Genomic DNA, 20,752 nt, shown 5'->3' on the forward strand with positions numbered 1-20,752 from the left:
CTGCACTCTCAGCTTTCGCGCGGCTCCTCGAGGCTCGCGACGAGCTTGCGCAGCAGGTCTGCCAAAGTGGTGCGTTCTTCCGCATCAAGCCCCTGAAGAAAGACCAGTTCGTTCTCCATATCCACGCGAAATGCCTTCTCGGCAAGTGTTGCGCCAGTCGGTGTCAGGCAAACGACGACGCTTCGGCCGTCGCGGGTCGATTTTTCGCGCACAATCAACCCCGCTTTTTCCAACCGAACGAGGCGGTGCGTCAGTCCGCCGGAAGACAGCATCAGCGTCGTGTACATTTCCGTCGGTGTGAGCTGGTAGGGCGGCCCGGATCTCCGCAAGGTCGCGATTACGTCGAATTCGCCTCGGTCGAGGCCGAATTTTGCAAAAGTGTCCTCGATGGATGGGCCAACCAAATTGGCAAGGCGCTTCGCGCGGCCGAGGATAGCCATCGGCTCCGTGTCCAGATCCGGCAGTTCGCGCGCCCATTGCGCACGAAGCCGATCAACATGGTCTTCGGCAGAACCGCGTTCCAAGCGGCGGTTTTCATCTTGTTCCGACTGCACTTGTTTGGCGTCCCTCATAGTCGATTTCAACGGTCTCAAGCCTTCGAGACATACACCGCACCAGCTCAATGGCAAAGATATCTTTGTGCAAAGATAAATATCTTGACGAGAAGAGAGTCTTGAGAATATATCTTCTCGCAAAGATAAATTTCAGATCTCTGCGACGTGGAGGAGTTCGGAATGATTTCAGTCCGCCGTCATCAAGAAGTCGAACCCGGCGCGAGCCGCACCGTTCGCTTCGAAGGCCGTGAGTTTGGCAGCGACGTATCGCTTTTTGTCGTCGACGCGGATCCCGGGCGCGGTTCCGCACTGCACATGCATCCCTATGCGGAGACTTGGGTGATCCGCAAAGGCAAGGCAGAATTCACGATAGGCAATCAAAAAACACGCGGCTCCGCCGGCGATATCATTGTCGGGCCCGCCAATATTCCCCATCGTTTCGAAAATGTCGGCGCCGACCAGCTGGAAATCGTCTGCATTCATCCGAGCCAGACGATTCAGCAGGTCTTGGTTTAGGCCGGTTTCCAATCCCCGTCAGGCGGGTTGACCAAAGACCGATCGCTACCGGCCGCCAAGAGCCGGCGACACGTTCGCAGCGCAACTCGTAGCGTCACGGTTGGGGGCAATCTGCGCTCGTTGTATGGCGAGCCGGCCTGCCGGGATGTGACAACCGCTTGTGGCGGGCGGATCTACGGCTCTATCCCCCTCAAGGTGGTGTGGATCGCTTCCCGTAGTTCCTCTCCGGTGATGGGCTTGTGCAGGATACGAACGCTACTTGCGCTAACCTCCTTGAGACGTGACGGCGAGGTGTCGCCGGTGACGATGATTGCCGGAACGCGGTGACCGATGTGGGCGCTGAGGGCCTGGATCGCGTCCAAGCCTGTGGTGCCATGCTCAAGGCGGTAATCGGCAACGATAAGATCGACAGGCGCGTCGCCGGCCACCAGGGCTTCCGTATGGATTTTTAGCACCTCCCCAACTGATCGGCCGGCATAGACGCGATGCCCCTCCAGCGTAAGTAGCCGAACCATAGCGTCGAAGACGTCCTTCTCGTCCTCCACCAGCATGATGCCGGCCGTGATGTCCGCCGCGGGAGACGGCTGACCGCGTTGCGGAATGGATCTCACCGGATGGGCTCTCGGAACCGTGATCGAGAACATGGAGCCGCGCCCAGGCACGGAAACCAATCTTAGGGGGTGTTGCAGCAACTCGGCCGTCCGGCGAACGATGGCAAGACCCAGGCCCAGACCTTGCGTGCGGTCCCTTGCCGGGTTCTGCAACTGCACGAATTCCTCGAAGATCATCGCTTGCTGATCGGCAGGGATGCCGGAGCCCGTGTCCAGAACCTGGATTTCGACCGTATTGCCGCGCCTGCGGCAGCCAAGCAGGATGCTGCCCGCTTTCGTGTAGCGGAAGGCGTTCGACAACAGGTTGTTAAGGATCCGCCGGAGCATCATCGGGTCACTGTCGACCAGCAGGTCGCTGTCGACGATCCGCAGTTTAAGGCCGCGCTGCGGTGCTTCCGCGGCGAACTCGTCACGAAGATCGCGAAAAAGGTCGCGCAACGCCACCGTCTCGTTGGCAACCGTGACGATGCCGGCGTCAAGCCGGGAGATATCGAGCAGCGCATTCAGCAGTCCGCTGAGATTGCCGACGGCGGACTTCGCCCTCGTTGCCAGATCGCGAGCATCGCCGGAGGAGACGTTTCCGCGTTGCCCCAGGATCGCAAGTGTGGAAACCAGCAGACTCAACGCATGGATCGGCTGGCGCAGATCGTGACTGGCGGCTGCCAGAAAGCGCGTCTTGGCGCGGTCTGCTGCCTGCGCCCGGTCACGTTCCTCTTGCAAGTGGCCGACGAGGCTCTCGTTCTCCAGTCGCAGGCTGACGGTTTCGCGCAACATCCGGTAGGTGATGCGACAATAGTAGAAATTGATCGCCACAAGGGAGGCGAGCAGGAACAGGAAAGCGCCGGAAATATCGCTGTCCGTCAGAATGCAGCGCGCGGCAATCGGCAGGACCGTTACAAGAATTGAGCCGATGAGCGCGGGTGGAAAAGCCGAAAGAGACGGTACCGTGCCGCAGACGAGGCCGGTCAGCACGATAACCGTGAAGGAAAGCACAATGGGCTCATCGGGAAGGAAGCCGACCCAGCCGAGCGTGCCCCACATGAGGCCGGACACCCAGGTGAATGCCGCTGCGAGCCAGGCCCATCGCATGATGGACCGGGGATCTCTTGGACGGCGGAAGAACCGGCGGGAGGCAACGACACGGATGACGATGAGCAGATAGAGCGCGCCAACCCATCCGGCCAGCCAGCTCGCCGATACGACATGCCGAAGGACGGACACGGCGGCGAGAGAAATGACGATGTTGGAGATGACCACGCCATAGGAGTTGCGATACAGAAGCTCGATGAGAGCCTGACGAATCTTGTCCTCGTGCATTATTCCTCCCCAGATGCCGGGGGAAACTCATCCGGCGGTCCGCCCCAGGACGAGTGATTTATCAGAAAGTTGTTTCCCATGGGTTGGTATTACGTCGATCCCTTCGTGGAGGGTGATCAGATTGATCGTCAGCTCACCGCTATTCTCACCGACGATCATGCCATTGTTCGCGACGGACCGAAGCTGGCTGCCCCGCGGTAAGCACGGCTGCGGTCTGCACGTTTTCAGCCTGGTTGCCCTGCGAGCTCATCTGAATGAGCAATATGCCAGAGGTGCGAAAGGGAGTTCGGTCACGCCTGCTAAAGGCCAAGTGTCGCGAGCTTGCTGGCGGTCAATGGCTTTTCAATGCAGGCCAGCCGCTCCGCATATCGCTCAGCCAATGGATTTGTCTGGGGAAATCGACCGGAAACCACAAGCGCGTGCGCCTCCGGTGAGGTCTCAAGCCATATTCTGGCCAATTCCCACCCGCGAGGCAGGTCCTCCAGATGCAGATCGGTTACCAGCAGATCGGATGGCGAGAACGTCTGCAACAGGCTTACGGCGGTGGAGAGCGAGTTTGCGGTCACGACCTCGAAACCCGCGGCCCTGAGTATGCCTTCGCCATTCGCCAGCGCCACTGGATCGTCGTCCACGAGCAGGCAGCGCCGGGACGAGCTTGTGCTGACAGATGCCTCTTCGGAGACGGCGGCAAGCGGGATTGCCAGGGTAACAGTCGTCCCGCGCCCAGGTTCGGACTGAATAGATAGGTCACCGCCCGACTGGCGGATGAACCCATAGACCATCGAAAGGCCGAGCCCGGTTCCCTGTCCGTCGCGTCGCGCGGTAAAGAAGGGCTCAAGACATTGCCTGCGTATCTCGGGCGACATGCCACAGCCCGTGTCGGTGATTTCAATCTCTGCTGCCTGATCCCCGCGCGTGCGAAGGGTAATTTCGATCCGCCCTCGTTCATCCATGGCCTGTCGCGCATTGATGCACAGGTTGAGAATCGCGCTCTCGAGTTGGCCAGGGTCCATTTTGGCAAGCAGCGGCTGGCCGTGAGGCGCGATGACGAGATCGACCTCCCCATTCAGCGCGATCTCGACCAGATCTCCCATGCCGGAAACCAGGAGGTTGAGGTCGATGACCTCGGGCTCCAGATGTTGCTTTCGCGCAAAGGCAAGCAGGCGCTGCACCAACGTGGCGCCAAGCTCGACGGTGGCGCCCATACGCTGGCGCAACTTTGCCGCGGCGTCGGCTGTCGCCGTCTCCAGCAGGTGAAGGTTGCCCGACAAGGTGGATAGGATGTTGCCAAAATCGTGCGCGACTTCGCCGGCGATCTTTCCGAGGCTTTCGATCCGTCGGATCTCGTTCAAGCGGGCCTCGACGCGCCGCCGCTCAGTGACATCGGAAAACAACCAAACGACACCGCCATCAGGAAGAGGGGCCACCCTGCACTCGATCACGCCACCGTCGGCACTTTTAAGCTCGTGGTTTTCTGGTGCGGTGTCGTGGCGGATGTTGGCGCGTGCGAACGGGGAGGCCTCGAACACGCCGGAAAGTGTCCGGTTGACAGCCACGGCACCCGCCCCGATCCGCAGCACTTTCGGCAGGTTCGGGCTCACGGCAGCAATCGTGCCCTGTGGTGCAATTATCGCCACGCCGTCGCTCATTCCAGCAACGACCGTCTCGAAGAGCAGGTTCTTGCGGCGAAGCTGCCGGTTCAAGCGATCCAGTCTCAGAACCGTCGCGCGGAACATCCGAAACGCGTGGAACAACTTGCCTATCTCATCGTCGGGTTGCCGGGTTCGCGCCAGCCGGCTGCCTCGATCGCCGAGGGCCAGTCGCACCATTGCTTCGGAAATTGCCCTGAGATTGGCGGCGACATATCGAACGACGAAAAGGGCGGCGAGAATGGTGACCACCGCGCTGATCGTCCCGACGACGAGGATAACGACCTTGGCGTAGTCGATGGATGAGCGTGTATCGAGCCGCACGGCATAAAGTTTTACATCGGCTTGCGCGATGACCGTCGCGCTCAGCTGATTGATATTCTCTGTTTGCTCACGAATGCGCGCAAGAGCGTTTCTCGCCTTTGCCAGAAACGCGAACTCCATCCGGCGCAATTCAAAGATTCGGGCCGGTCCTTCGCCATCGCCGGTCAGCTTCGACAACTGACCGGGCATGGTCTGCGAGACCTGCCGCCGTACGGCATGGTACTCGCGATCAAGTTCGCCGAGGTGGAACAGATTATCCGTGCGGCGTGCGGCCGCGAGCAGATCGATCAACTGCCTGACAGCAAATTGCTGCTGGGGATTGGCAAGGGCGGATGTGTCCTGCCCGGGAAGAATGGCAGAATCCAACAGAAGGAGTTCCCGGTCGAGGCGCAACTTCGCATCGCGAATGACCGACTGTTGCTGCGTCGCGGCGACCAGGTCCGCGACCGCTATTCTAAGCGCACCGAGCGGCATATCGAATTGCACCGCGAGCCGCGGATGGGAGCTGGAGAGCGCCCCGACCTGTTCCTCGATCCGGCCCGCCGTATCGAGCACGGCGGCGGCCTCCTTCTCGATCAAGTACGACGATTGCAAGGTGAGCAGGAATGGAGCCGTACTCGAGAGTTGCGAGACAAGACGCGAAATGGCAAGAGCATCACCGACATCCTGGACCGTGGCGGAATGCAACGCGCTGAGGCGCTTCTCCGAACGGTCGAGCGCGACCCACGCCACGGCGCCGATCAACACTGTCGCTGCCGACAACAGCACCAGCGAACCCAACAACTTCTGCTGCACGCTCAGATGGCGGAGGCGCACCGTCATTCGTGCGGCGCCAACGATGTGACGAAGACATATCCCTGCGTTCGCCGCGTCTGAAGATGCACCGGTTTCGAAGGGACACGCTCGATCTTGCGTCTCAGCCGCAATATCAGAACGTCAATCGTTCGATCCCCGTAATTCGAGAGGTCGCTACCAAGGTCGGTCAGCAATTCCGTTCGGGGAATGACGCGATTTGGATTGTCGAGGAAGTATTCAAGCAGACGATACTCCGAATTCGTGAGCGCGACCTCATTGCCGTCGGAACCCAGCAACTGGCGCCTGGACTTGTCTACACGCAGCTCGCCGAACGCGATCAACGACGGTGCCGTCGTGTCGGCGGTCACGATCCCGGCGGCCGGCCGGCCGTATCGGCGCAGCACGGCCCGGATGCGCGCCAGCAGCTCGCGCGGATTGAAGGGCTTGGTGATGAAGTCATCCGCCGCCGTTTCCAAGCCAATGATGCGATCGATCTCATCGCCCCGGCCCGTCAGCATGACGATAGGCATGTCCATGCGCGCCCGGATATGCATGGCGAGCGAGTGACCGGACTCGCCCTTGAGTTTCAGGTCGATGAGCGCGAGATCGACCTCGGGCCGCTCACCGAGCGCGATAAACTCGGCGATGCTGGCAAGCGTAATCGCTGAAAACCCGTTCTCCGCAAGGAGACTTGCCACCATATCGCGATGCTCGCGATCGTCATCGACGATAGCGATAACGCTCCGTCTGTCTGATAATCCCCTCACCTCTAAAGCTCCTCCCATGCCGCACATGGCGGCATGCAGCGACCATATATTGAAGCGGACAAGTCTGCACGACGCGTTTGATTGCCAAAGTTGGCAAGGCTGTAACTTTTGAAACAATCCCAATCAATAAGCCGGTACAGCGCAGGATTGTTAATGCGATGATCGTGGCGAAATCGCCTGCCCAGCTGACATAGTAGAACCGGTTGTTCGGCAACGGTTTGTCGAATAGCCATTGCAGGGAGGAGCAACGGCCAATGATGTTGAAGACACTATTCATGAGTTCCGCGCTGATCGCGGCAACCGCGACAACTGCGGCTGCCCAGCAGCTCAGCGTCGTCTGCAGCTCGGAACAAGACCATTGCGACCTGGTCGCGAACGAGTTCCGCGCCGCCAGCGGTGCGGACATTTCCTTGATCCGCAAAAGCACCGGCGAGACGCTCGCACAGATCCGGGCCGAGTCCGGCAATCCCAAGATCGATGTGTGGTTTGCGGGAACCGGTGACCCGCATATGATCGCCGCCGAGGAGAACCTGACCGAGGCCTCTGGCGCGAACACGACGAATTTGCTCGGCTGGGCGAAGAACATGGCCGAGATCACCGACGGCAAAGCCATCGGCGTCTATGCCGGCGCGCTCGGTATCGCCTACAACGCCGAACTGCTCAAGGAAAAGGGCTTGAAGGCGCCGGCCTGCTGGAAGGATCTTGCAGACCCAGCGTATCGGGGCGAAATTCAGGTTTCCAATCCCAACAGCTCCGGCACGGCCTATACCGAGATTGCAACACTGGTGCAGCTTTTCGGTGAGGATGAGGCTTTCCGCCTGCTCGCCGAAATCGGCAAGAACGTCAACCAGTATACCAAGTCCGGCTCGGCGCCCGTAAAGGCCGCCGCACGCGGCGAATCCGTCTTCGCCATCGGTTTCATGGCCAACATGGTGCAGCAGAAGAATGCGGGCTTTCCGCTCGAGATCGTCGCTCCGTGCGAAGGTACGGGCTATGAAGTCGGCGCGGTCTCGATGATCAAGGGCACCAAGAACACTGCAACCGCCAAACAGTTCATCGACTTCGTGCTGTCTCCGGACGGCCAGAAGCTCGGTGCCCAGGCACAGTCGTACCAGACGCCCTCCAACCTGAACACGCCAGTGCCGCCTGAAGTGGGGAACCTCTCTTCGGTCAAGCTGATCGACTACGACTTTGCGACCTACGGTTCGTCGAAGACGCGCGAGAAGCTCCTTGCCCGCTGGGACGCCGAAGTAAAATCAGCCGGCGGTGCCATCGAACAGTAACAGCGAGCGGTAACGGCATGCCTCCGGCACGCCGTTACCGTCACCAGCACAGGCTGACGCCGCTCGCGATGCGGCAACGATGCCATTTGCGCCGCTGCTGCGCCATTGGCCTTAGTTAGGGAACATCTCCAATGAAAAAGACCACTGCGCTTTGGCTAGCGCTGGGGCTGGCGGGCTATGTCCTGTTGCCATGGTACGAGACGGATGCGGGCCTGCTCGATCCTGCTGTTCTGGCGGCCTATATCAGAGGCGAAGTGCCGTCCGGCCTGGCCCAAATGCTGTTTCATGGGCGCTGGTGGCTCGCGGCTCCGCTTATCGGTTTTGCCGGCTCGCTTGCTGTCCTTCTCGTCGTCAAGGCACAACGGCAGGCGGCGATCGGCCTTGTCACCTTCACCGCGGCAGGTCTCGCGCTTTCAGCGATGCAGGGCCTGCTGATCATCCCGTCGGGCGCGCGCCTTCTTTCATTTCCCGGCACCGAAGTCGGCCAGGGCAGCATGGGTATTGGCGCCTTGCTGACGTTCTGCGGCCTGCTGTTCACGCTGACTACGGGCATTTCCGGTCTTGGCAAAGGTCGGGGCGATGCGTTCGTTTGCGGGCTGATCGGCGCCATCGTCGCTTCCGTCGGCGTCTTCGTCTTCTATCCTGTCTTGCATGTATTGCTGCGCGCTTTCGAACTGCGCGACAAGACGGGCTACGGTTTCGGCGAGTTCCTGCCGAGGCTTCTTTCGGCCGACATCTGGGGCGCGAAGTGCCTGGTCTTTGCGGGGCCTTGCGGCTCGGGAACCAATTCGCTGATCCTTGCCCTCATGACCGGCTTGGGCACGACCGTACTCGGCCTTGCTTTCGCGCTGATCTTCACGCGCACGAACTTCAGGGCCAAGGGGCTTTTGCGGGTGCTGACGATTATCCCCATCATCACCCCCCCATTCGTGATCGGCCTGGCGCTCATCCTGCTTTTCGGCCGCTCCGGCACGGTGACGAATTTGCTCGCCGACGTCTTCGAGCTCGAACGGACACGCTGGCTCTACGGCTTCTGGGGTGTCTATCTGGCGCAAGTGCTGAGCTTCACGCCAATTGCCTTTCTGGTGCTGATCGGTGTTGTCGAGGGTGTCAGCCCCTCGATGGAAGAGGCCTCGCAGACGCTCGATGCGGACCGTTGGCAGACGTTTCGCTATGTCTCGCTTCCGCTGATGCGGCCCGGGCTTGCCAATGCCTTTCTGCTCGGCTTCATCGAAAGCCTCGCTGACTTCGGCAACCCGCTCGTGCTCGGCGGCAACTTCAACGTGCTGTCGACCGAGATCTATTTTGCGATCGTCGGCGCCGTCGCCGATCCGGCGCGTGCCGCCATCCTGTCGATAGCCCTCTTGTTCCTGACGCTGGGCGTCTTTCTGATCCAGCGACGTTGGGTCGGCAAGAAGTCCTATACGACAGTGACCGGAAAGGCCGATTCCGGTCGGCACGCGGCGCTCAACCCCGGCCTCAGAGCGGCCTGTTACGCGCTCGCACTGCCCTGGGCTGCCTTCACGGCCGTCGTCTATTCGATGATTGCGTTTGGCAGCCTGGTGAAGCTTTGGGGTTATGATCATACATTTACCCTTGCTCATTATGCACGCGCCTTCGCCATCGATATCGGTCATGGTCTGCGCTTCACCGGCTCGGCCTGGGACAGCTTCTTCACGACGCTGGGTATCGCCGCCATATCGGCGCCACTCACGGCCCTGATCGGATTGGCCACCGCATATCTGCTGGTTCGACAGCGGTTCTTCGGCAAGGCGGCATTCGAATTCTCGACGATGCTTTCCTTCGCCATCCCCGGAACGGTTATCGGTGTGGCCTATGTCATGGCCTTCAACTTCCCGCCGATCGAGCTGACGGGCACGGCCATAATCCTGGTGATCGTCTTCATCTTCCGCAACATGCCCGTTGGCGTGCGTGGTGGGATTGCCGCGATGTCCCAGCTCGACAAGAGCCTTGACGAGGCCTCGACGATGCTCGGCGCCAACAGCTTCACGACAGCGCGTCGCGTTCTGGCACCACTGCTCGGACCCGCTATTCTTGCCGCCGTGACCTACAGCTTCGTGCGTTCCATCACATCGGTCTCGGCGGTCATCTTTCTGGTCAGTGCCCGCCACAACATGGCGACCTCCTTCATCGTCGGCCGCGTCGAGAATGGCGATTTCGGCGTCGCCATCGCCTATTCCGCCGTGCTGATCCTGACGATGCTCGCCGCCATCCTCACCCTTCAATTCACTATCGGCCAAAGGCGCCTGCGGCGGACCAACCGCCTCGAAGCAGCCTGAACGAAAGGACCACCCATGACCAACACACTGCCGAAAGGATCCGTCCGTTTCGACCGGGTCGCAAAGCGCTACGGCAACGTGACCGCTCTCAAGGAATTGTCGCTGGAGATCGAGCCCGGAACACTCGTGACGCTTCTCGGCCCTTCCGGCTGCGGCAAGACGACGACGCTGCGTCTGATCGCCGGGCTGGAAAGCGCCAGTGAAGGCAGCATCTTCATCGGCGGTCAGGACGTTACTCACCTATCGGCCACCTATCGGAAGGTCTCGATGGTGTTTCAGTCCTATGCGCTCTTCCCGCATATGACTGTTCTCGAGAACGTCGCATACGGCCTGACCGTGAAGCGGATGCGCAAGGCCGAAGCCAAGCAACGGGCGGAGATGGGTCTTGAGCTCGTCGGCCTCAAGGGGTTCGGCAACCGCCTGCCTTCGGAACTGTCGGGCGGTCAGCAGCAACGCGTCGCCGTCGCTCGCGCAATCGTGCTCGAACCGGAAGTGCTGCTATTGGACGAGCCGCTGTCGAACCTTGACGCGAAGCTGCGCCGTCACGTTCGCGAAGAAATTCGCCAGATACAGCAGCGGCTTGGCCTGACGGCGGTCTACGTGACCCATGACCAGGAAGAGGCGATGGCCGTTTCGGATCGCATCATCGTCATGCGAAACGCCGAGATCGCCCAGGAAGGATCGCCTCACGATCTCTACGAGCGCCCCGCCTCGGCCTTTATTGCCGACTTCATCGGCGATGCGAACCTCGTGGATGTTGAAGTCACGGCAGCGTCATCGTCTGGGGCTGAAATCGCTCTGTGCGGCAGGAAGCTGACGTTGCCCTCAGCCGCTGCGCCAACCGGCCCCGCCAAGCTCGTCTTGCGGCCCCATCAGATCAAGCTCGACCGGATGCCGGGCCAATCGACCTTTCCGGCTGAGATCACCTATGCCGCCTATCTGGGAAACCAGATCCAATACACGTTGCAGGGAGAGCTTGGTTCTCTCTTCGCCGTGGCGCCTCCGATCGCTGGCGCCCCGCAGGTCGGATCATCCGTGTTCGTCAGCTTCGAACCCACAGAGGCCCGATTGGTTTCAGCATAGAGCATTTCCAGGAAAAGTCCGAAGCGGTTTTCCGTCCAGGAATTGTGCAAAAACAAGGAGATAGAGCGTTTCCGTGACTCCATCTGAACCGGAAATGCTCTTGGTCGGCTGGCGCACAGCGCCCTGACACACATGAACGCGCGTTGGGAGAACGCTCGTATCGGTGCGGTGCCACCGGAAGGACGGTCGTCTTGCTGGAGCCGCCCGGCATTGCAGGGCACCGGAACACAAACCACCCTTGAAAAAGGGCCAACACGGAGGAGAGAAATGAGAATGACGACAATCAAAACGGCTAGATTGCGAAGCACGGTTCTGCACTTGGCGCTTTTGGGCCTGTTTGGAGCGGCGCAAGCGGCAGCCGCTGACGCCACGCTGGTCCAGGCGGACGACCCCTACTTCAAGCAGGCCGACACCACGCTGGCCAACATCCTGAAGCTGCAGAAGAACACGAACAAGGCGAAGAACGTTATCCTGTTTGTCGGTGACGGTATGGGATTTTCTACGGTCACCGCAGCCCGCATCTTCGAGGGGCAGCAGCGCGGCGTTGATGGCGAATCCAACGTGCTTGCCTGGGAAGCCTTTCCCTACCTCGCCGCGTCGAAGACCTACTCCTCGGATGCCCAGATCACCGACTCTGCTCCCAGTGCCGTGGCCATGACCACCGGCGTGAAGTCGATCAACGACGCCATGGGGCTTGATCACACGGCCAAGCTGGACTCGTGCGAGGATCAGAAGACTAAGCAGGTGACCACCCTCTGGGAAATGGCCGAGACGATCGGCATGTCGACCGGTGCGGTCACAACGACCCGAATGACCCATGCGACACCGGGAGCCACCTACGCCCACATCGCCAATCGCGACTGGGAGTCCGATTCCCATATGCCGGAAGAAGCGCTGCGCGCCGGTTGCCTCGACATTGCACGCCAGCTCGTCGAGATGGGCTATGGCGATGGTCTGGAAGTGGCCCTTGGAGGCGGCCGCAGCAATTTCCTGCCGGCGTCGATGGAAGATCCCGAGTACCCCGGGAACGCGAAAAAGAGCGGCAAGCGCAAGGATGGCATGGATCTCACCAAGGCATGGACGGACCGTTACGGCGACAAAGGCGCCTATGTCTGGAACAAAGCCCAGTTTGACGCGGTCGACACCGCTCGCACGGATCACCTTCTTGGCCTGTTCGAACCATCACATATGCAGTACGACGTCGACCGCCCCGCCGATAAGGCCGGCGAGCCGTCGCTCGCCGAGATGGCTGAAAAGTCGATCGACATTCTGTCGCGCAACCCGGAGGGATATGTGCTGCTGGTCGAAGGCGGGCGCATCGATCATGCCAGCCACGAGTCCAATGCCTACCGCACCCTGTCTGACGCCGCTGCCATGAACGAGGCGGTAAAGGCTGTTCTGCGCAAGGTCGATCTCAACGAGACGCTGATCGTTGTCACCGGTGATCATAGCCACACATTGACGATTGCGGGCTATGCCAAGCGAGGCAATCCAATTCTGGGGATCTCTGTCGGCGTCGACGGTGAACCAATCTACGGCAAGGACGGCAAGACCTATACCACGATCGGTTTCGCCAACGGTCCAGGCGGTTATGAAAAGCCGCAGGAGCGGCCGATGCTGACTTCCGAAGAGACGACCAAGCCTGATTTTGTTCAGCACTCGCTGGTGCCGCTCAACAGCGAAACCCATGGCGGCGAGGACCTTGGCATCTATGCAGCCGGACCATGGGCTCATCTGTTCCAGGGCACCGTCGAGGAGAACTACATCTTCCACGTGATGAACTTCGCTTCGAGGATCGGCGAGCGGTTGGCAAAGGAGTAGTCCGCCTCATGCTTGCCGGTGCCGCTGTCTCGCTCGGCGGCGCCGGCAACTTTTTATCCGCTCGGTGCATCGAGGTTTCCGGGGGCCACAAGTCCAGAACAGGCACGACCTTCGCAAACTTGCTGTCGATAAGTCGGGATGGCGGAACGGGTGCACACGAAGGTCACGGTGGAGGCCTCGGATCAGTGCCGAACTCGCCGATGACGGTTGGGCGATCGATCTTGACTGGTTCAGCGAAATACGTCCGGCGATGCCACGATCGAAGTCACGAGCGCCGGCGGCAGGGTTTAATCCTTGCCGCGCGTTGATGGACCAACGCCTGACCATCGCTCCCCGACAAGGCGCAGTATCGCGCATGGCGACAGGGTCCAGGCGGTTTGGGGACATAGCGGCCCGCCGTTTGTCACCCGACAAGGATTTCCCGCCCAACGGACGCTAATCCTATGTCGCAGCCGGCGACCCAGTCGCCGCCCGGCGGCATCGGTACAGTTTTAGGGAAGCGAAGACATGGGTTCCTTGAGTATTTGGCATTGGTTGATCGTGCTTGCGGTGGTGTTGGTCCTGTTCGGACGCGGCAAGATCCCGGAACTGATGGGGGATGTCGCAAAGGGCATTCGCAATTTCAAGCGCGGTCTGCAGGACGATGCGGCCGTGCCGCCGCAGAGGGAGATCGATACGAGACGGGGCGAGTAATGACCGGCCCGCACCGGGTCGCGCCCGGCGAAGCCGCCCGGCAGCCAGTGCTTCGAACTGGAAGAGCAACTGATCGATCTCGGTCCGGCAGGCGCAATCGAGCGTCGCGCCATCGATCAGCCAACGAATGCTGCCGACGACATCGGCGAGATTGGCATCATCCGTCGTCTCCTTGGCCGAAAGGATCAACTCATCTGCGATCGTTCACCTCCATGGGGGCGAGCCGGCGGGCGCTGCGATCCATGACGCGCCGGTCTGGCCATGGTGAAAACCGTTCGACAGCGGCACGCCCGGGTAGGCGAGCGTCAGGCGACCAAGGCCCTCGGCGGGCGAGCATCGTCCGGTTGCAACATCGTCATAGATCCGGGCGGCCATCACCATGTCGCAGTCCTGCGGCGACAACCGGATGCGGCCGATGCCGGCGGCGGTCAGTTCGCCAAGCTCCTGCAACAGGCTCTGGCATGTGTGCGACATGGTCTGCACCCCGTTGAGGGCAAGGAACGGCTGGCGGTCGAGTGTGTCGACGATGAGCCCGTCGCTGTCTTCGCCGCAGATGAATTGGCAATTGTCCTTCACCAGACCCTTGGAACGGGCGTGGGCGCAGCGCGCCGAGATCGCCAACGGCACGCGTCCGAAACCGAAGATTTCAAACACGACATCAGGCGCATCGCGAGCGATGTCGCGCACCGACGCCATGGGCAACTCCGGCGGCAGACAAATGCTGGTCGCACCGCGCGACGCCAGCAGACGGGCGGTCGCGCCGTTGTAGACGTTGATTAAAGGGCCGACCGAATGCGGCTTGCCGGCAAGCAGCCCGAGAGCGGACAGATCGTTGGCCTCGATCGGATGGACGCTGTCGCGCACAAGGCCGCGCACGAGTTGGCTTTCACGTTCCAAAGTAACCAGCGCAAGCGAGGCAAGGCTGACCTTTTTGCCGGCGCCCTCCAGGCGTTCGATCACCTCGGCGACATGCGGTTCGATGAAATGCAGACGCTTCGAGCAGACTGCCTCGCCGAGGGTGACATGTTCGACCGGGGCTTCGTCGGCAATGCGGAAATAGAAGTCGCGCCATTTGGGTCCGTCCCAGAGGTAAAGTACCGGGCCGAGGCTGAGCGAGGGGTGTGTTGATGCGGGCATGTCGTTACCTCCACCGCTTCTCGTAGGCGCCTGATGTCGTCTTCTGTCCCTCGCTAAGCCGCCGGAGACGCGACAGCAAGGCGGGCCTCTCGTCCGCATTGGCAGCGACGGCGCGACGCATGATGGACACGACCTCGGCGACATAGGCCTTGCCGCGCTGGCGTCCCTCGATCTTCAACGCGCCGACACCCGCATCGCGCAGGGCATCGATGTGATCCATGACGTCGAGCGAAACCGGATCCTCGAAGGCGTACCCACGCTCCTCGGCAATGTCGAAGCGTCCCTTGCAGAGCGTGGGATAACCGGCGGCTTCGCCGGCCGGAAAGCGGTTGATGGTGTAGTCGCCCAGTTCCGATACCAGTTCGCTGCCATCCTCGCGGTAACGCACGTGACTTGCCGGCGAACAGACGCCGTTCATGTTGGGAGACTTGCCGGTGGCGTAGGACGAGAGCGAGCAGCGCCCCTCGGCCATCACGCAGAGCCCGCCGAAAACGAAGACCTCGATCTCGCAGCTGATCTGGCGCGCAAGGCGGGCGATATCGGGAATCGTGAGAATGCGCGGAAGCACGACGCGCTTCGCACCGAAGGTTTCGACAAGGAATTTGACGGCGTCGGCGTTGGAGGCGGAGGCCTGGACCGAGACGTGCAGCCGTTGCTCCGGATGGCGCTCGGCCGTGTAGGCCATCAATCCGAAGTCGGCGAGGATAAGGGCGTCGGCCCCAAGGCGCACGGCATCGTCGACCGCGTCATGCCAGAGCTTTTCTTGACCCGCCCGCATGAAGGTGTTGATGGCGACGAAGGTCATCACCTTGTGCCGGCGGGCGTAGGCAATCGCGGTCTTCAGTTCGTCGCGTGAGAAGTTGAGGCCGGGAAAGTTGCGTGCATTGGTCTCGTCGCGAAAGCCGCAATAGACGGCATCGGCGCCGGCATCCACGGCCTCGCGAAAGGCGGCGGGCGTGCCCGCCGGACAGATCAGTTCCATGTGGCTGCCTCCCCGGACAATGCGCGTGTCCTGATTTCAGCCGCTGCGCGCCGGACCAAGGGTGCGAACGGCCCGCTCATGCGGGCGATATCTGCCGGCAGGTCGATGTCGCAGTCGTCGAGCGCGTTGCGCAGCGCCAACATGGCTTCCATGTCGCCCGTGATCGTCAGGCTTCTGGAGAAGAACACGGCATCGCCGTCGATCTGGCCTTCGAGCAGCGCCAGAAGCAACACGAACCTGCCGCCCATGCAGGCGTGAGCGACCGGCAGATGCGGCTTGCGGTGAACGGAGATGCGGCGGGCCGCCGGCTCTACCAGAAAGCCCACGGGAAGATCCGTGGGGACAAAGGCGTACCGCTTGTCGGCGTGCTCCCCGAGCCGGTCGAAAAGATCCGGATGCTGGGCAACGACCTGGGCAAAGACGAGCCGCGTGGCGTGTTCGATGACGGAGAGCGGGGCGATCCGGAAAGGCACGGTCATCGCAAAGGGTAGGGTCATGGGCTGCCTGCATAAAGATGGAGCAAAGAATGGTTTGCATGCTAGTCGCCGCACCGCGCCGGCTGTTTGTCCCACGTCAAAGACATCGGGCATTTGCCGAGCCTAAGAGGCGGCATGAACAAGAACTTCCGTTCCGCCAAGGGTTTTGTCTCGCTTCAGGATTTTGCCGGCGCGCTGGAGCGTGACGGGGAGCTGAAACGCATCTCCCGTCCCGTCTCGCTGGTGCATGAGGTGACCGAAATCCACCGACGCGTTCTGGCGGATGAGGGACCGGCCTTGCTGTTCGAGCGGCCGGTCGATGCTTCCGGGCGCGTCCACGACATCCCTCTGCTTGCCAATCTCTTTGGCACCGAGCGCCGGATCGAACGTGGTTTCGGTTTACGCACCGGCGGACTTGTCGAGCTTGCACGCGAGCTGGCCGAGCTGCGGGATCCGCGCGCGCCCGGGTCGCTGCGCGATGCCTGGGACCGGCTGCCGCTGTTGCGGTCTGCACTCTTCATGCGGCCGAAACATGTGGCGTCCGCACCTTGCCAGGACATCGTCTGGCGTGGCGCGGACCTCGACCTTGGCCGCTTGCCGATCCAATGGTGCTGGCCGGGCGAACCGGCACCGCTGATCACCTGGCCGCTGGTGATCACGCGCGCACCGGACGATCCGCTCGATGTCAATGTCGGCATCTATCGCATGCAGGTGCTGGGCCGGGACCGGGTGATCCTACGTTGGCTTGCCCATCGCGGTGGCGCCCGACACCATCGCCTGTGGCAGCGCCAGGGGCGCGACATGCCGGTTGCCGTGGCAATCGGCGCCGATCCCGCCACGATCCTTGCCTCCGTCATGCCGCTGCCGGAGGGGCTGAGCGAACTCAACTTCGCCGGACTGTTGCGGCGCAGCCGAACGCAGCTCACGGCGGCTACGTCGGTGCCGCTGGCCGTTCCGGCAAATGCCGAGATCGTCCTCGAAGGAACGGTATCGGCGACTGAGACGGCCGAGGAAGGGCCCTATGGCGACCACACCGGCTACTACAATTCTGTCGAACCGTTTCCGGTCATGACACTTTCCGCCATCACCACGCGCCGTGCCCCCTATTATCTCTCCACCTATACCGGCCGGCCGCCGGACGAGCCTTCGCGCCTGGGCGAGGCGATGAACATGCTGTTCGTTCCGCTGGCCAAGAAGCAGTTCCCGGAGATCACCGATCTCTGGTTGCCGCCGGAGGCCTGTTCCTATCGCGCCATGGTCGTCTCGATCGACAAGCGTTACCCCGGACAGGCGAAACGACTGATGATGGGTCTATGGTCGATGCTGCCGCAGTTCAGCTACACCAAGCTGATCATCGCGGTCGACCCGGATATCAATGTCCGCCATTGGCCCGATGTCATGTGGGCGCTGGCCACCCGCTTCGATGCGAGCCGCGATGTCACCGTGATTGCCGACACGCCGATCGACTATCTCGATTTCGCCTCGCCGCGCTCCGGCCTCGGCGGCAAGCTCGGGCTGGATGCAACGACGAAGATCGGCTCGGAGACGGATCGGGAATGGGGGCGGGTGCTCGACATGACGCCGGATGTCGTCGAGCAGGTTGATACCATCTGGGCCGATCTTGGCCTTGGAGGCGGAGCGCGATGAGCAGGTTGAAAATTGTCGTCGGTGTGACCGGCGCATCCGGTGCCGCCATTCCTTTGCGCATCGCCGAACGGCTAGCTGAGATCGACGAGGTCGAGATGCATCTGGTGATGTCGCCGGCAGCGCATCGCACGCTTGCCCATGAGGTCGGAGCGCACGCGCTGCTGCGGCTTCTGGAAAAGGTTGATCGGACCTACGACAATAGCGATATCGGCGCGGCGATCGCCAGCGGTTCGTTTCCGACGGCCGGGATGATCGTGTCGCCCTGTTCCATGCGCACGCTTGCCGCGATCGCCAACGGGCTGGCCGACAATCTGCTTGTCCGGGCTGCGGACGTACACCTGAAAGAGCGTCGCCGTCTCGTCCTGATGACGCGCGAGACGCCGCTTCATCTGGGGCACCTGCGCAATATGTGCGCCGCCACGGAAATGGGCGCCATCATCATGCCGCCGGTGCCGGCCTTTTACCACCGGCCGGCAAGCGTCGAGGCGATCATCGACCATCTCGCCGCAAGGGCAATCGATCTGCTGGCGCTGCCGATCGCGCCGCTTGCAAGGGCCTGGCAGGGGGAGAAGATCAGTTGAACGGAAGGGCTTGCAGCAGCGGATCGGCATCGAACATCGCATAGTGGCCGCCTGCAAGCAGCCAGAGGGTGATTGCAGCGGTCGCGAAGGCCGACAGGATCATCACCGGATCCGCGCGAAACGGCGTCCGGCCCTTGAGGATCGCGACAAAGGGCCAGATGGAAGTGCGGCTGCTTGTGACGGACCAGCGTTCATTCAGGCGTCGCCGCGCTCGCTTCTCCACCATGAAGAACCCGCCCAGGGCGAAGAGCGCGAAACCACCGAAGAGCACCAGCGATCGTAGGTCGCCATTGGGCACGACATGAGCGATCGCCCACAACAGGAAACCCCACAGGACCGGATGACGTGTGATGGCGACGATTGCGCCTGTCTGATCGCGATTTTCGAAGATCGAGATCGACAGTGGGTTTTCGCTGAAGAGGCCCGCGAGCACGAAGAAAATGCCGAGCGGAGCCAGAATGAACGTTACCCAGGCCTGCCACGGCGCCGGATCCCAGATCGGCACGAAATCGAGCTGAAGCGCCGCATGAAAGACGAAACCCAGCGCAACCAGCGACAGCAGCGAGTAGGCAGCGAAATAGGTTCGGCGACCGAGCCGGTCGATCAGGCCCTGGCGCAGTGACGGCCAGGCCGGCACGAGATGGAGCAGCAGGAAGGCGGCAAAGGCGAGGAGGAAATAGGTCATGTCGAGGGTCTCATGCACAGGCTGCGAGCAGCAGGCGCTCCGTCGCCACGTGGCGGCGGACGGTTTCGAAGAAGGCCCGCAACATATAGCCGATCGCGTCCCAGCCTAGCGACGCCCGGTCATCCAACACAGCCTGCAGCACGCGCCCCAGCTCGGCGGCCGCCTGGTCATCGTGGTCGTGCTCGGCGCGTAGTCGTTCGATCAACGCGTCGCGATCTTTGGCTGTCCTTTGGTCTTCAACGGCTGGAAACAGGATTGACTCCTCGAGCGCATGGACCTGTTTGAGCCTTTCGGGCAGTTCCGCCAGAATCATGCGGCAGCTCGCACCGTCAATGCGATGTGGAATCGAGTCGGCGAGGGCTTCGAGGCGATCGCACAGGTCGAGAAGTCCGCGGTAGGCCTCGCCCAGTTCCTGGTGTCCGGTAAAGCGCTGTCGCATCGAACCTGCTCCATTGGGATGTTTCGCGTCTGAACTACACCCGATGGCGACCGTCCTCTTTGACATTTCGCAAAGTCCCCGGCGCGACCGTTCGCCGCTCGCGGTGCTACGTCGTGAACGCATAAGGGGTCGCCGGATTCAACTTGATGCGGTCCAAAGCTCTTTGAAAGGAGCTTTGGATGGCGCGGTACGATCTGAGTGAGACGGAGTGGCGGCTGATTGAGCCGCTCGGGCCCAGAGTTTACGAGTCCAGAACCTGCGGGGGCACGGCCTTTGGGCCGGGTTCAACCCATCGTCGTCATTCACGGACGCGGGCTCATCCGCTCAAGCCATGCGGTGAGCCTTGATCTTTCTCGGACCAAACCATGCTGATTGAAGTGGTGAACACAGAAATGCGCCCATGACTCTTCGAACGCCATCTCCATATCCCCGGTGACCGAGGTCGTGCCTAGCCCGATCTCTGCATAGGTAAACTCGAAACTGCCGCTGGGACGCGCCATAGCAATGTGGAACGGTTGACCATTAAACTCATTGATCATCGGCCTGCCGCTGCTGCGCATGACACCGGGTATCTCTACTCTGGCGGTTCTGCGTTCCAAGTCCGCCTCAAGATGAATCGGCAGGAACAATGTCTCGCAAGATTCCGAGCATGTGGACGCGAATACGGAGAAAAGATTGCTCAATGGTTCGCCTGCCTCGCCTGAGATGATCGATTCAAGCGCGATCCGTTGAGCTTCATTCGCCCGCTCGTCGATAACGATCTGGCGCCGGCCGTTTCCGTCCTTGATTTCGCCGGGCCACTTGTAAAGTGCCGCCCAGTTCAGGCCTGCGATCGGCGTATCGTCGAAATGGCCTTCAACGATGTTGCCGACGAAAGCCGACTGACAATAGCCGTGGGTACTTGGCAAGTTGAACTGGCAACCACAATTCATGGCGCAATTGCAGTTATCGTAAGTCTCGCTCTTGAATAGCCATTGATCAGACATCCCTCCGATCCTCCCCTAATCCGTCGCGTTTTTTCTCTTCGGGAGGGCAGCGCCTGACGATGCGCGCTTCTATGTCGCGATCGTGGTTGCCTCATCCTCTCGAGTG

18 protein-coding genes are annotated in these 20,752 nt (G+C 61.3%); 8 read left to right on the top strand and 10 right to left on the bottom strand.

What is annotated here, in order from left to right; translation table 11 throughout:
- Nucleotides 1–8: 8 nt before the first annotated feature.
- Nucleotides 9–572 (bottom strand): MarR family winged helix-turn-helix transcriptional regulator, encoded by a 564-nt coding sequence (locus BC360_RS07680; protein ID WP_065794795.1) that lies wholly within the window; start codon nucleotides 570–572, stop codon nucleotides 9–11.
- A gap of 162 nt (nucleotides 573–734) precedes the next feature.
- Between BC360_RS07680 and BC360_RS07685 the strand changes: the two genes are divergently transcribed.
- On the top strand, nucleotides 735–1,070 hold the full coding sequence (locus BC360_RS07685; RefSeq protein WP_065781709.1) for a cupin domain-containing protein: 336 nt from the start codon (nucleotides 735–737) through the stop codon (nucleotides 1,068–1,070).
- A gap of 173 nt (nucleotides 1,071–1,243) precedes the next feature.
- Here BC360_RS07685 and BC360_RS07690 read toward each other — a convergent pair whose 3' ends face one another.
- The 3 genes from BC360_RS07690 to BC360_RS07700 form a co-directional block, all read right to left on the bottom strand.
- Nucleotides 1,244–2,998: a hybrid sensor histidine kinase/response regulator gene (locus BC360_RS07690; protein ID WP_065794796.1), complete on the bottom strand. Its 1,755-nt coding sequence runs from the start codon at nucleotides 2,996–2,998 to the stop codon at nucleotides 1,244–1,246.
- 299 nt (nucleotides 2,999–3,297) lie between these two features.
- Nucleotides 3,298–5,793: an ATP-binding protein gene (locus BC360_RS07695; RefSeq protein ID WP_065794797.1), complete on the bottom strand. Its 2,496-nt coding sequence runs from the start codon at nucleotides 5,791–5,793 to the stop codon at nucleotides 3,298–3,300.
- Nucleotides 5,790–6,560, bottom strand: coding sequence for a response regulator (locus BC360_RS07700; protein ID WP_244512687.1), 771 nt, complete (start codon nucleotides 6,558–6,560; stop codon nucleotides 5,790–5,792). The genes BC360_RS07695 and BC360_RS07700 overlap by 4 nt, the downstream gene beginning before the upstream one ends.
- 230 nt (nucleotides 6,561–6,790) lie before the next feature.
- On the opposite strand from BC360_RS07700, the gene BC360_RS07705 reads away from it, so the two are divergent.
- The 5 genes from BC360_RS07705 to BC360_RS07725 all read left to right on the top strand — a co-directional run bounded on the left by BC360_RS07705 (nucleotide 6,791) and on the right by BC360_RS07725 (nucleotide 13,713).
- Nucleotides 6,791–7,816, top strand: a complete 1,026-nt coding sequence (locus BC360_RS07705) for an ABC transporter substrate-binding protein (RefSeq protein ID WP_202618559.1) — start codon at nucleotides 6,791–6,793, stop codon at nucleotides 7,814–7,816.
- A gap of 131 nt (nucleotides 7,817–7,947) precedes the next feature.
- Nucleotides 7,948–10,116 (top strand): ABC transporter permease, encoded by a 2,169-nt coding sequence (locus BC360_RS07710; RefSeq protein ID WP_065794798.1) that lies wholly within the window; start codon nucleotides 7,948–7,950, stop codon nucleotides 10,114–10,116.
- A 15-nt stretch (nucleotides 10,117–10,131) separates the two neighbouring features.
- On the top strand, nucleotides 10,132–11,199 hold the full coding sequence (locus tag BC360_RS07715; protein WP_065794799.1) for an ABC transporter ATP-binding protein: 1,068 nt from the start codon (nucleotides 10,132–10,134) through the stop codon (nucleotides 11,197–11,199).
- Nucleotides 11,200–11,472: 273 nt separating this feature from the next.
- Nucleotides 11,473–13,020 carry an alkaline phosphatase gene (locus BC360_RS07720; RefSeq protein ID WP_244512688.1) on the top strand — a complete coding sequence of 516 codons (1,548 nt, stop codon included), beginning with the start codon at nucleotides 11,473–11,475 and terminating at the stop codon, nucleotides 13,018–13,020.
- A gap of 507 nt (nucleotides 13,021–13,527) precedes the next feature.
- Nucleotides 13,528–13,713, top strand: coding sequence for a twin-arginine translocase TatA/TatE family subunit (locus tag BC360_RS07725; RefSeq protein WP_065794801.1), 186 nt, complete (start codon nucleotides 13,528–13,530; stop codon nucleotides 13,711–13,713).
- A gap of 204 nt (nucleotides 13,714–13,917) precedes the next feature.
- On the opposite strand, the gene ubiV is transcribed toward BC360_RS07725, so the two are convergent.
- Genes ubiV through ubiT form a run of 3 tightly spaced genes read right to left on the bottom strand, consistent with a single transcriptional unit; the run spans nucleotide 13,918 to nucleotide 16,329 of the window.
- The gene (gene ubiV, locus BC360_RS07730; protein WP_065794802.1) at nucleotides 13,918–14,850 is read right to left on the bottom strand and encodes a ubiquinone anaerobic biosynthesis protein UbiV; all 933 of its coding nucleotides are present in this window, start codon (nucleotides 14,848–14,850) and stop codon (nucleotides 13,918–13,920) included.
- A gap of 4 nt (nucleotides 14,851–14,854) precedes the next feature.
- Entirely contained in the window at nucleotides 14,855–15,832 is a 978-nt protein-coding gene (gene ubiU / locus BC360_RS07735) for a ubiquinone anaerobic biosynthesis protein UbiU (protein WP_065794803.1), read from the bottom strand.
- Complete coding sequence (ubiT, locus tag BC360_RS07740) at nucleotides 15,823–16,329, bottom strand: ubiquinone anaerobic biosynthesis accessory factor UbiT (protein WP_065794804.1); 507 nt, start codon at nucleotides 16,327–16,329, stop codon at nucleotides 15,823–15,825. The genes ubiU and ubiT overlap by 10 nt, the downstream gene beginning before the upstream one ends.
- 114 nt (nucleotides 16,330–16,443) lie before the next feature.
- On the opposite strand from ubiT, the gene BC360_RS07745 reads away from it, so the two are divergent.
- Nucleotides 16,444–17,955: a UbiD family decarboxylase gene (locus BC360_RS07745; protein ID WP_065794805.1), complete on the top strand. Its 1,512-nt coding sequence runs from the start codon at nucleotides 16,444–16,446 to the stop codon at nucleotides 17,953–17,955.
- Nucleotides 17,952–18,536, top strand: coding sequence for a UbiX family flavin prenyltransferase (locus BC360_RS07750; RefSeq protein WP_065794806.1), 585 nt, complete (start codon nucleotides 17,952–17,954; stop codon nucleotides 18,534–18,536). The genes BC360_RS07745 and BC360_RS07750 overlap by 4 nt, the downstream gene beginning before the upstream one ends.
- On the opposite strand, the gene BC360_RS07755 is transcribed toward BC360_RS07750, so the two are convergent.
- The 3 genes from BC360_RS07755 to BC360_RS07765 form a co-directional block, all read right to left on the bottom strand.
- Nucleotides 18,529–19,221 carry an NnrU family protein gene (locus BC360_RS07755; RefSeq protein ID WP_065781696.1) on the bottom strand — a complete coding sequence of 231 codons (693 nt, stop codon included), beginning with the start codon at nucleotides 19,219–19,221 and terminating at the stop codon, nucleotides 18,529–18,531. The two genes, BC360_RS07750 and BC360_RS07755, sit on opposite strands and share 8 nt — an antisense overlap.
- A 10-nt stretch (nucleotides 19,222–19,231) precedes the next feature.
- Nucleotides 19,232–19,660: a hemerythrin domain-containing protein gene (locus BC360_RS07760; protein ID WP_065794807.1), complete on the bottom strand. Its 429-nt coding sequence runs from the start codon at nucleotides 19,658–19,660 to the stop codon at nucleotides 19,232–19,234.
- A 302-nt stretch (nucleotides 19,661–19,962) separates the two neighbouring features.
- A complete protein-coding gene (locus tag BC360_RS07765) occupies nucleotides 19,963–20,646 on the bottom strand; it encodes a DUF1326 domain-containing protein (RefSeq protein ID WP_065781694.1) in 684 nt (227 codons plus the stop codon).
- Nucleotides 20,647–20,752 lie beyond the last annotated feature (106 nt).

It is taken from the genome of Ensifer sp. LC163, from assembly GCF_001695855.1.
Taxonomy (GTDB): Bacteria; Pseudomonadota; Alphaproteobacteria; order Rhizobiales; family Rhizobiaceae; genus Ensifer.

Excerpts from the sequence above, each read along its gene's own strand:
- ubiT (WP_065794804.1), bottom strand. The coding sequence starts at position 16,329 with ATGACCCTACCCTTTGCGATGACCGTGCCTTTCCGGATCGCCCCGCTC.
- BC360_RS07755 (WP_065781696.1), bottom strand. The coding sequence starts at position 19,221 with ATGACCTATTTCCTCCTCGCCTTTGCCGCCTTCCTGCTGCTCCATCTC.
- BC360_RS07760 (WP_065794807.1), bottom strand. The coding sequence starts at position 19,660 with ATGCGACAGCGCTTTACCGGACACCAGGAACTGGGCGAGGCCTACCGC.
- BC360_RS07725 (WP_065794801.1), top strand. The coding sequence starts at position 13,528 with ATGGGTTCCTTGAGTATTTGGCATTGGTTGATCGTGCTTGCGGTGGTG.
- ubiV (WP_065794802.1), bottom strand. The coding sequence starts at position 14,850 with ATGCCCGCATCAACACACCCCTCGCTCAGCCTCGGCCCGGTACTTTAC.
- BC360_RS07685 (WP_065781709.1), top strand. The coding sequence starts at position 735 with ATGATTTCAGTCCGCCGTCATCAAGAAGTCGAACCCGGCGCGAGCCGC.
- BC360_RS07705 (WP_202618559.1), top strand. The coding sequence starts at position 6,791 with ATGTTGAAGACACTATTCATGAGTTCCGCGCTGATCGCGGCAACCGCG.
- BC360_RS07745 (WP_065794805.1), top strand. The coding sequence starts at position 16,444 with ATGAACAAGAACTTCCGTTCCGCCAAGGGTTTTGTCTCGCTTCAGGAT.
- BC360_RS07715 (WP_065794799.1), top strand. The coding sequence starts at position 10,132 with ATGACCAACACACTGCCGAAAGGATCCGTCCGTTTCGACCGGGTCGCA.
- BC360_RS07680 (WP_065794795.1), bottom strand. The coding sequence starts at position 572 with ATGAGGGACGCCAAACAAGTGCAGTCGGAACAAGATGAAAACCGCCGC.
- ubiU (WP_065794803.1), bottom strand. The coding sequence starts at position 15,832 with ATGGAACTGATCTGTCCGGCGGGCACGCCCGCCGCCTTTCGCGAGGCC.
- BC360_RS07720 (WP_244512688.1), top strand. The coding sequence starts at position 11,473 with ATGACGACAATCAAAACGGCTAGATTGCGAAGCACGGTTCTGCACTTG.
- BC360_RS07690 (WP_065794796.1), bottom strand. The coding sequence starts at position 2,998 with ATGCACGAGGACAAGATTCGTCAGGCTCTCATCGAGCTTCTGTATCGC.
- BC360_RS07700 (WP_244512687.1), bottom strand. The coding sequence starts at position 6,560 with ATGTGCGGCATGGGAGGAGCTTTAGAGGTGAGGGGATTATCAGACAGA.
- BC360_RS07765 (WP_065781694.1), bottom strand. The coding sequence starts at position 20,646 with ATGTCTGATCAATGGCTATTCAAGAGCGAGACTTACGATAACTGCAAT.
- BC360_RS07750 (WP_065794806.1), top strand. The coding sequence starts at position 17,952 with ATGAGCAGGTTGAAAATTGTCGTCGGTGTGACCGGCGCATCCGGTGCC.
- BC360_RS07710 (WP_065794798.1), top strand. The coding sequence starts at position 7,948 with ATGAAAAAGACCACTGCGCTTTGGCTAGCGCTGGGGCTGGCGGGCTAT.
- BC360_RS07695 (WP_065794797.1), bottom strand. The coding sequence starts at position 5,793 with ATGACGGTGCGCCTCCGCCATCTGAGCGTGCAGCAGAAGTTGTTGGGT.